General features: G+C 35.7%; 5 protein-coding genes and 1 pseudogene. 4 read left to right on the top strand and 2 right to left on the bottom strand.

Annotated features, from left to right (window positions below; translation table 11 throughout):
• Window positions 1-149: 149 nt before the first annotated feature.
• Window positions 150-1,565 carry a hypothetical protein gene (locus ACKI5C_RS02170; RefSeq protein ID WP_407431576.1) on the bottom strand — a complete coding sequence of 472 codons (1,416 nt, stop codon included), beginning with the start codon at window positions 1,563-1,565 and terminating at the stop codon, window positions 150-152.
• 470 nt (window positions 1,566-2,035) lie between these two features.
• On the opposite strand from ACKI5C_RS02170, the gene ACKI5C_RS02165 reads away from it, so the two are divergent.
• On the top strand, window positions 2,036-3,577 hold the full coding sequence (locus ACKI5C_RS02165) for a C69 family dipeptidase (protein ID WP_407431575.1): 1,542 nt from the start codon (window positions 2,036-2,038) through the stop codon (window positions 3,575-3,577).
• 30 nt (window positions 3,578-3,607) lie between these two features.
• Here ACKI5C_RS02165 and ACKI5C_RS02160 read toward each other — a convergent pair whose 3' ends face one another.
• Window positions 3,608-3,757, bottom strand: a complete 150-nt coding sequence (locus ACKI5C_RS02160) for a hypothetical protein (protein ID WP_407431573.1) — start codon at window positions 3,755-3,757, stop codon at window positions 3,608-3,610.
• Window positions 3,758-4,110: 353 nt separating this feature from the next.
• Between ACKI5C_RS02160 and ACKI5C_RS02155 the strand changes: the two genes are divergently transcribed.
• The 3 genes and pseudogenes from ACKI5C_RS02155 to ACKI5C_RS02145 form a co-directional block, all read left to right on the top strand.
• The gene (locus ACKI5C_RS02155) at window positions 4,111-6,591 is read left to right on the top strand and encodes an Ig-like domain-containing protein (RefSeq protein WP_407431571.1); all 2,481 of its coding nucleotides are present in this window, start codon (window positions 4,111-4,113) and stop codon (window positions 6,589-6,591) included.
• Between the two features lie 113 nt (window positions 6,592-6,704).
• A complete protein-coding gene (locus tag ACKI5C_RS02150) occupies window positions 6,705-8,297 on the top strand; it encodes a C69 family dipeptidase (RefSeq protein WP_407431569.1) in 1,593 nt (530 codons plus the stop codon).
• A gap of 273 nt (window positions 8,298-8,570) precedes the next feature.
• Window positions 8,571-8,965 (top strand): annotated as a pseudogene (locus ACKI5C_RS02145) (hypothetical protein); the annotation flags it as partial.

The raw sequence follows: 8,965 nt of genomic DNA, 5'->3' as shown, positions 1-8,965 counted from the left end.
ATAATAAAGAAATTATACAAGACTAAAAATGGAATTCTAACATTTTTAGACTATCAAATGAAAAATTGGACTGAAAAACATCTAAAAATAAAATAGGCCTATAAAATTTTACAGACTCATTTTTTTAAAAAAAGATAGGATAGAAAATTCTATCCTTTGTATTCCTGGCCGTTGACAAAGAGTTTATGGCCGTTTAAATCAATTTTTCCGGAGTTGGAAAGTGAAGTTACATTACTGTCTCCGGTTAATGTCCATGTGGAACCGCTTTCAACTACAACGCCGGTTGTTCCGGTTGAGTTGATTGCCCCTTCAAATTTACTGTTTTTCAAGTTAATGTTGAGGGAGCTTATTGCATCAACAAGTATGTTTCCTTTCAATTCCTGATTTGTGCATGTGAGGTTTGCATCTCCTCCGTTGGAACCTGTATTTCCCCACTGGTTCTGTCCTGAAATCTTAAAGAGCACTCCGCTTCCAAAATCCAATGTGGATGATTCAAGGAATATGTTTGCTTTAGTATTGGTTATATAAAACATAGGAATCTCTGAATAATACTTGGATGATGAATCAACGCTTAGTTTGGAGTTTTTACAGATGAATGTTGATGTTCCCACATCAGCATCTCCGCTCATGCTTTGGTAGATGAACACTCCAGCTAAATCAACGTATTTATCACCATCTTTACGGTTACCTTCACCAAAACCAGTTAATTGTGAGTTTTCAAGAGTTATTGAGTTTTTACCTTCAATACATGCAATCTGGGACACATAAGCAGTACCCTGTGTCTTTTTAACAGTTATGTTCCCTGTTGAATAAATCAGAGGTGAACCTCTTCCGGACTCATTGCTGACTCCTGTGTTTAAAAATGAATCGACTACAGTTACATTTCCTTCACCGCGGTCTGTTGCAAGAGCAGCACAGCTGTTTCCCTCAGTATTGATTACAACATTTTCTGCATTGATAATGCCGCCAAAAGTAGAGTCAAGTCCACGGGATTTGTCCTTATGAGTTGTTATCTTAACATTTTTGATATCGGCAGTTGTATCATTGTTTGACTGACCAGTCTTTTTGAGTTCTTCCGGTGGTTTTTCAGGTGCGCTTCCCCCATTTCCTCCGGCTGAACCTCCTTCTGGAGCAGCCTGTCCGTTATCTGTATTGGTTACAAAAATTCCATTGGATCCTTTTGCATCGGTTTCAATTTCACAGTCTTTAATAGTTAATTTGCTCGCGTCCTTAACAAGGACAGCTGAGTTAACACCATAAAAATCAGCATCATCGCCCGAGGTTGCAGTATTTCCAGTCTTGTTAATGAATGATTTTGTCAGTTTCAGTATGCTTGTCTTATTTACCAGAACAGCATTTTCGTCACTTGTAGTAGAACTGAATATTTTACTGTTTTCGTCTTTCGTCTCCCCGTTCAGTTTCAATGTTCCTTTTTCAGTCAAGGCGCTTGCATCAATAATCCTTAAATCACCTTTAGGCGCATGATTATTAGAAAATGCAAAAAAGCCTATTACAGCTATTATAACAATGGCTAATATTACTCCAATAATATATATTTTCTTCATACTATAACATATGTTGTTGAATATTAATTAATATTTTCATCCCGCATTTTTGAAGTTCCTTCACTTCAGGCCATAATAAACATATAATGTAAATTGTTATTTCTGTTTTGGACTTTGAATTTTTCTTAATTCAATTTTCCCATTTTTTTGTTTTTTTGACTGTGGTAAAAATTATGGCCGAATAATAACTGATGTATATTCAAACAAAAAACAGAATAAGTATTGCTGTTTAAGAATTTCAATGCTTCAGTTTTAATTCGAGTTAAGCTATTTTTGTTTCATATAATACTAAAATATTAGAAAACTAACTATAAATTAATATTATGATTGTAAAATTAAATACATCATATTTATAAAATTTGAAAAGCATATATTATTTTAATGATTATTGGGGGAAATTTATTTTGAAATTAAGTTATTCATCAAAAAATCTTATGATTTTAGTTTTCTGTGGACTGTTGGTGTGTAGCATGCAGGTTTCCTCAGCATGTACTGCAGTCTATGTCGGGCCTGATGTAAGCGCAGACGGCTCACTAATTTTTGGCAGGTCAAATGACTTTCAGGACGTTTGGGCAAATAATGTTGTTGTAACTCCTAGAGTAGAAAACAGTCCCGGCAGGCTTATGCCTGTAAGTATTGACGGTTCGGTAAAAACAGAGATTCCGGCAACCACTTATCAATACACTTCAACACCATTTATGAACAGTACTACCGCAAGCAACGGTTATACTCATGATGCGGCTGCATGTACCAATGAATATGGTGTAGCTATTACAATGTCTGTAACAGCCTTTGCAAATAATGCATCATTGGGAGCTGACCCGTTGGTGGAAGGGGGTCTTGCCGAATTTTCCACTTCAGATCTTGTAATCTGTCAGAGTAAGACTGCAAGAGAAGGTGTGGATGTTCTTTTGGGACTCGTTGATAAGTATGGAAGCAGTGAATCAAATATTGCCATCATTGCTGATCAAAACGAAGTATGGTATGTGGAGATTTATACCGGACATCAGTATGCTGCTGTGAAAATGCCTAGAGACAAAGTATCAGTTTTCGGTAATGAGTATTCTTTGGAGTACCTTTCTGACTATGATGAGGTCATTACCTCCAAAAATTTAACCAGCCTTCCCGAAGAAAGGGGTTTTGCCGTACACGGTAACAACGGTGAGCTTAATCTCTATGATACATATTCCGGAAAGGAGGTTACTGACGAATACTCTCATATGAGAACCTGGGCGGGACACAGGATTATGTCACCTTCAAACTATACGACAGGATACCATCATAATGCCAAATATCCTCTATGTTTCACACCGGACAGTAAGATTTCAGTAGAGAATGTCTCACAGATTTTGCGTAATAGGTTTGAAGGAACAATATTTTCACCTGATGAGATTGGAAGAATTGACATGAGGGTTATTGGAACGGATACTGCATTGAGTGCCCATATTATTCAGATATTTTCTGACGTTCCGGCAGACATGTCCTGTGTCAGCTGGATCAGTTCCGGACCGCCTATTTATGGAATATTTGTACCTTTGTCAAATGATTGTATTAATGTCAGTGATGCTTATGGATCTAATCAGCCCGCAAATAAAACGAACGACTTTGATACAGAACATTATCCTTATTATGTATTTAAGGAGCTCAGTACGCGATGTGTAGGTCCAAAAAACTACAAAATTTATGGAGAGCCTGTGCGCGACTACTGGCATGAAGCGGAATGCAATATGTTTGACGGAATGAGTAAGGTAATGGATACAGCATCAAAAATGGATAATAATACTCGTGCAAATTATCTGACTTCCTACTGTAATGATATGCAGTCCAAAGCTTTTGATGATGGAAAAGTTATACTTAATGAGTTGAGATGGGCTAAAAACAAGAATAGTAACACTCTTCAAATAGACCACAATCCTGAAACGGGTAGGTTCACCGGTCAAAAGGTGGTCATACCGCCAATGGAAGTGCATCTTGATGCATCAAAATACAAATATGTTCCTCCAGCTAATTGATTAAATTTTAATCAAATTAATAACTATTAGTTAAAAAATGAAAAAGTATTCAATAGCCATATTTTTGGTATTATTGTTGTTTTTCATAGGTGCTGCATATGCGAGTGAGGCAAATGACACCTCACTTGCTGATTCAGTTATGCTTTCAACCTCAACACAACATCCACAGACTTGAAACATTTCAAATTAGTTCAAATGAATTAAATTTAAGGATTTTCAATCAACAGGGATTAACCGAAAACATTGTTTAAAATTAAATAACTATTTTTAAATAATAAGTTGAGTATTTAATCTTCAACTTTTTTTCTACTTTTTTCTTTTAAATATTGTTTAATAGGTTTTCTTTAAAAATAAGGTTATCTTATGGAAAAAATTACTTATTAACTTATACATGTCCTTTAATATAATTAATTTTCGCATGCTTTTTCTATTATAATCGCAATAGTTCAATTCATCACATTTTTATATTTTTTTCAATAAATTTTTAATTGTTATTATATAGGATATCATTTTGAAAATGAAATGGTGATGATATGAAAAAACGGATTTTTTTAGTATTTTTAGTATTTATTATAGCTATTGGTTGCGTTAATGCATCTGAAGATGCAAATCAGACTGCTGATGATTCATTGAATTTGTCACAGGCAGGTGGTTTGGGTGCTGATGACGGATCATTTGCAACCCTTCAAAATAAGATTTATCAGGCTCCTTCAGGCTCAACAATCAATCTGGAAAATGACTATAGGTATAATTCAGATGTTGATGCTTTGTATGGAATTAGAATCGATAAGGAATTAATCATTAATGGTAATGGACACACTTTGGATGGTTTGAAGACATCAAAAATATTCAGTGTCAATACAGGATCTCTAGTAACATTCAATAATATAGTATTCATCAATGGACTGGCTCGTGAAAATGGTGGTGCAATATCAACTGATTCCAATCAGGGTAATTTAAAAATCGATAACTGTCATTTCATCGCCAACAATGCAGGGAATAATGGTGGGGCAGTAAGCTGTGATGGTTTTACAACGATTTCAAACTGTTATTTTAAAGATAATTCTGCTTCTTTCGGTGGTGCAATACATTTAAAGGAATGTAATGTATTCAATTGTGAATTCATCAACAATTATGCTTCACTTGATGGCGGATCAGTATATATGGGATATTATGGATATGGTGAAATTCGAAACTGCAATTTTGCAAGTAATTCTGCCTATAGTGGCGGAGGAGCAGTATTCGGTAATTTTGAGGATAAAACTTCAAAAATCTATAGATGTAATTTCACAGATAATCATGTAGAGTATTATGGCGGTGCAGTCAAGGGAATGTATGAAATATATGAATCAAATTTCAATAGAAATCATGCAGACTATGACGGAGGTGCAGTTGCACGTGCAATGCTTGTTTCACAGTGCAGTTTTGTTGACAATTATGCGATTGGAACATATGGGTGTGGCGGAGCTGTTTATGAGACTCGAAATGTAGATGCCTGCGAATTCATTGACAATGAAGCCAGCTATGGAGGATATGCAGTTTATGGTTTCGATAGTGTCGTGAACAGTATTTTCAAAAGCTCAAAAAACAGTGATGAATTCGTTTGGGATGATGCTGGTGGAGTTTTGAAAAACAATAAGATGACTTCCGCCAATCATTATGACATTAAAATAAGCGATGCGTCAGCTGTCGGATTTGAATTGTTCCTGGTTTTTGCAGATATGACTGTTGCGCCTAATTCAAAAATCGAATTGTGTCAATTTCAGGATGATTCAGGAAATAAGGTAATATTTGATTCAAACACAGACATTAATGCCAGACTGACTAATAGGGAAAATGGAAAAGTCCAGGATGTTACATTATCTTATAATCCGGATTCATTTGGCTATTATTATGAATGCAGAATTGAAGAGGGAACATATGATGTAACAGGTTTTGCAAGGGACATGAACAGATATCAGCTTAAAAATGGAGTTTTAGTTGTTGACGGAGATACCGATTACACTTTGCAGGCTAAGAATTTGACCAAGTATGTCGGCGGTCCTGAAAAGCTTACTGCTGTTGTTGTCAATGGAAAAGGCAGACAGATTTCAGGTGTTAACGTTAATTTTAATATTAATGGTGTTGATTATGCAAGGACTACTGATTCTAATGGTGTAGCTTCAATCAATATTAATTTGGGTGCCGGCAATTATGCAATTAAATGTAGCTGCGGTGATTCCGTCTGTGATGCATTTGTTCAGGTCATTTCAACACTTTATGGGAATGATTTGACTAAATATTATAGAAATTCCAGCCAGTATTATGTTACCTGTCTTGATGTTAATGGTGATAGGATAGCTAGCGGAAGCGTTGAATTCAATATCAATGGAGTATTCTATATCCGTGATATCACAAATGGTGTTGCCCGCATGAACATTAACCTGAATCCGGGCGATTATATCATTACTGCAAGGAATATGGTAAATGATGAGATGCATTCAAATAAAATTAAAGTACTGACGACTATTGTGGAGAACTATGACCTTACCAAGTACTATAAGAATGATTCCCAGTACAGAGTCAGACTTCTGGACGGACAGGGCAATCCTGTTGGAAAAGGTGTTGCAGTTGAGTTCAATATTAATGGAGTATTCTATAAGAGAACCTCTGATGAGAATGGTTATGTCTTGATGAACATTAACCTGAATCCCGGAACATATGTTATAACAGCCAATTATAATTCCTTGATGGCATCAAATATCATTAAGGTTCTTCCGGTTATTGAGGCTGATGATCTGGTCATGTCATACAGAGACGGTTCACAATTTAAAGCCAAATTGCTTGATGGTCATGGATATCCCTTATCTGGTGTTAATATGTCATTCAATGTGAATGGCGTATTCTATAATCGTACAACAGGCAATGATGGAATTGCAAGATTAAATATTAATCTCATGGCAGGTGAATACATAATAACCTCAATGTATGAAAACGGAGCCGTAACATCAAACAGAATAACCATCAGGAGTTAAAGAATTATTTTTCTTTAACACCTTTTAATCACGAATTTTACAGAAATAGGTTATGCTTTAATATGGTGAACAGCAAATATATTATTTCATAGATTTTAAATGGAGTTTTTATTTTGAAGTTAGAATGCTCGTCGAAAAAATTGATAGGTTTATTTTTTTGTGTACTGCTGATTTGCAGTATGCAGGTTTCTGCCGCATGTACGGGAGTATATGTAGGTAAGGATGCTAGTGCGGATGGTTCAACAATTATTGCAAGGTCAAATGACTTTCGTGCAGACTGGGGAAATCATATTACAATAGTTCCCCATGTAGACAACACTCCTGGTCGATTCATGCCTGTAAGTGCAGACGGAGAGGTAAAAACAGAAATTCCGGCAACCACTTACAAATACACTGCAACGCCATATATGGACAGTGCAGGAGTAGCCAATAGAACTAACAGTGATGCTGCCGCATGTACCAATGAATATGGTGTATCCATGACAATGTCCGTTTCAGCCCATTTAAACAATGAATCATTGAAAGCAGATCCTCTTGTTCATGGAGGTCTTGCTGAAATTTCTGCAGCAGACCTTGTGATTTGTCAGAGTAAAACTGCCAGAGAAGCTGTAGATGTTCTTTTGGGAATCGTTGATAAGTACGGTAATGCCGAATCCAATATTGCTATCATTGCCGATCAAAATGAAGTGTGGTATGTGGAGCTCTATGGCGGACATCAGTACGCTGCTGTAAAAATGCCGAAAGACAAAGTGGCAGTATTCGGTAATGAATTTTCCTTAGAGTACTTATCTGACTATGAAGACTCCATCACATCTCCGGATTTAACCAAGCTTCCGGAGCAAAAAGGTTTTGCTGTAAAAGGCAAAAACGGTGAGATTAATCTCTTTGAAACATATGCCGGAACAAAGATTAATAATGACACTGCCCATATGAGGACCTGGGAGGGACACAGGCTTCTTGAGCCTTCAAAATATGGTTCAGACTATGATCACAATGTAATGTATCCTTTATCTTTCACGCCGGATAAAAAGGTTTCAGTGCAGGATGTTGCACATGTTTTGCGTGACAGATATGAAGGAACACAATATTCTCCTGATGAGGCAGGAAAAAATGATTCAAGGGCAATTGGAAGTGATGAGACATTAAGTGCCCATATTATTCAGGTATTTCCAAATCTTCCTGCAGAAATGTCATGTGTCAGCTGGGTAAGTTCAGGTCCGCCTGTTTATGGTGTATTTGTACCTGTATCCAATGACTGTGTAAATGTCAGTGAGGCTTATGGAGCCAATCAGCCTGCAAGTGACATGGGTGTATTTGATGCAGAGCACTATCCGTATTATGTCTCTGAAGGTCTTTGTTCTCGCTGTATGGGACCGGACCACTACAAGGATTATGGAAGGCCTGTGCAGGCATACTGGAATCAATCAGAAAGCCATATGTTTGGTGCAATGAATGATGTACTCTCAAATGCAGAAAAAATGAGTGGTGACGCAAGAGCAAATTATCTTACTTCTTCCTGTAATGATATGCAGACCAAAGCATTCCAGGACGGAAAGCAGATACTTCATGAAGTGATTTCAGCACAGAATGGAAATAATACTGCCGGTCATCAGATGGAACTGAAGCTTAATGCATCAAAATACAGTGATATTCCACCGGCCCCTGAAGGTTCTCAGGGATTTTTCGGTTTCAAATTGCCGTGGTAATTTCATCACAATGCAGGGAATATAACTTTCCTTGTCTTTTCTTTTTTTGAATTTTTCGGATGAAATTTTGCTGTCGAATAATTGATTTTGGCTATTGTAATTTTGATACTTGTCTCTTTTTTGCTGAGTTTGAGTGAAGTTATCTTTTAGAAAGTTTTTCAATATTAATTCATTGATAATTTTGATGTTAACTTTTTAGTGAATGTCCGAAAATAATGATTTTTATACAATGTTCAATAAATATTATTATTGATTAAATATGGGGTGAAAAATTTGAAAAAATATAAGTTAATCTTAATTTTGATTTTTATATTTATTTTTTCAGTGAATGCTGTTTACAGTCAGGATACTAATGACACGAACACTTTCATTGATTTGAATAATGAAATTTCAGAAAATAATGTGTTGAATGTTACATCCGATTATTTATTTGATAGTAAAATTGATGCTAATTACACCAATGGAATTGTTATCAATAAAAATATCATAATAAACGGTAATAACCATATCATTGATGGGCGAGGTATGGCAAGAATTTTTACAATAAATTCATCTAATATTGTGTTAAATAATTTAATTATAAAAAATGCGAAAAATTATGCAATATTCAGTTCAAATTCAACAATTACAGCCACCAACATTACTTTTTTAAACAATACTGGTAATAA

This window comes from Methanobrevibacter sp. (assembly GCF_045646045.1).
In the GTDB taxonomy this organism is placed as follows: domain Archaea; phylum Methanobacteriota; class Methanobacteria; order Methanobacteriales; family Methanobacteriaceae; genus Methanocatella.
This window is presented reverse-complemented; position numbering and strand designations above follow the sequence as displayed.

Excerpts from the sequence above, each read along its gene's own strand:
- ACKI5C_RS02170 (WP_407431576.1), bottom strand. The coding sequence starts at position 1,565 with ATGAAGAAAATATATATTATTGGAGTAATATTAGCCATTGTTATAATA.
- ACKI5C_RS02165 (WP_407431575.1), top strand. The coding sequence starts at position 2,036 with ATGCAGGTTTCCTCAGCATGTACTGCAGTCTATGTCGGGCCTGATGTA.
- ACKI5C_RS02160 (WP_407431573.1), bottom strand. The coding sequence starts at position 3,757 with ATGTTTCAAGTCTGTGGATGTTGTGTTGAGGTTGAAAGCATAACTGAA.
- ACKI5C_RS02155 (WP_407431571.1), top strand. The coding sequence starts at position 4,111 with ATGAAAAAACGGATTTTTTTAGTATTTTTAGTATTTATTATAGCTATT.